This is a genomic window from Bartonella capreoli (assembly GCF_902813205.1).
Classification (GTDB): domain Bacteria; phylum Pseudomonadota; class Alphaproteobacteria; order Rhizobiales; family Rhizobiaceae; genus Bartonella; species Bartonella schoenbuchensis.
On record NZ_CADDZX010000143.1, the window covers coordinates 1 to 512 of the forward strand.

Genomic DNA, 512 nt, shown 5'->3' on the forward strand with positions numbered 1-512 from the left:
GGCTATTCGCTTGTAGAAAAGGTTGTTGGTTACGGTCAAGCAATCAAAGAGTTAAACGACTCAAAACGCAAACAAAATTCCCTCGCGGATCATTTACGAGATTGTCTAGACTTGTTAGCATTTCATTGGGGATATGCAAATCATAAGGACTCTCAATAATCCCTCGCTTCCCATAACAGAACAGCAGATTGAGTCAGCACACACTGACCAACGAGCCAATGAAATATTGCAATACACAATCTTTCTGTCGGTGTAGATATAGAAATTAAGCGCTGAGGCTTGTGGTAAGAAAGAACAAACTCAATACATTCAGGCGTAAATGCACAAAAGCTAGGCATGACCAGTATTTATGGTGAACATGTACCAATAACAGTACTTCGTCTGGAGAACTATCAAGCCGTTGCTCAGCGTACAGTTGAAAAAAAATGCTTACGCTGCTGTTCTAGTAGACTTTGCTAACTTAACAATACGATAACGATATACCCATGCAACGGACTTAAAGAACGGCAAGA

Annotated in this window: 1 pseudogene; it reads left to right on the top strand. The window is 40.4% G+C overall.

Annotation, left to right across the window (positions count from 1 at the left end):
- Window positions 1-303: 303 nt before the first annotated feature.
- Window positions 304-423 (top strand): annotated as a pseudogene (locus J7R05_RS09400) (50S ribosomal protein L3); the annotation flags it as partial.
- Window positions 424-512 lie beyond the last annotated feature (89 nt).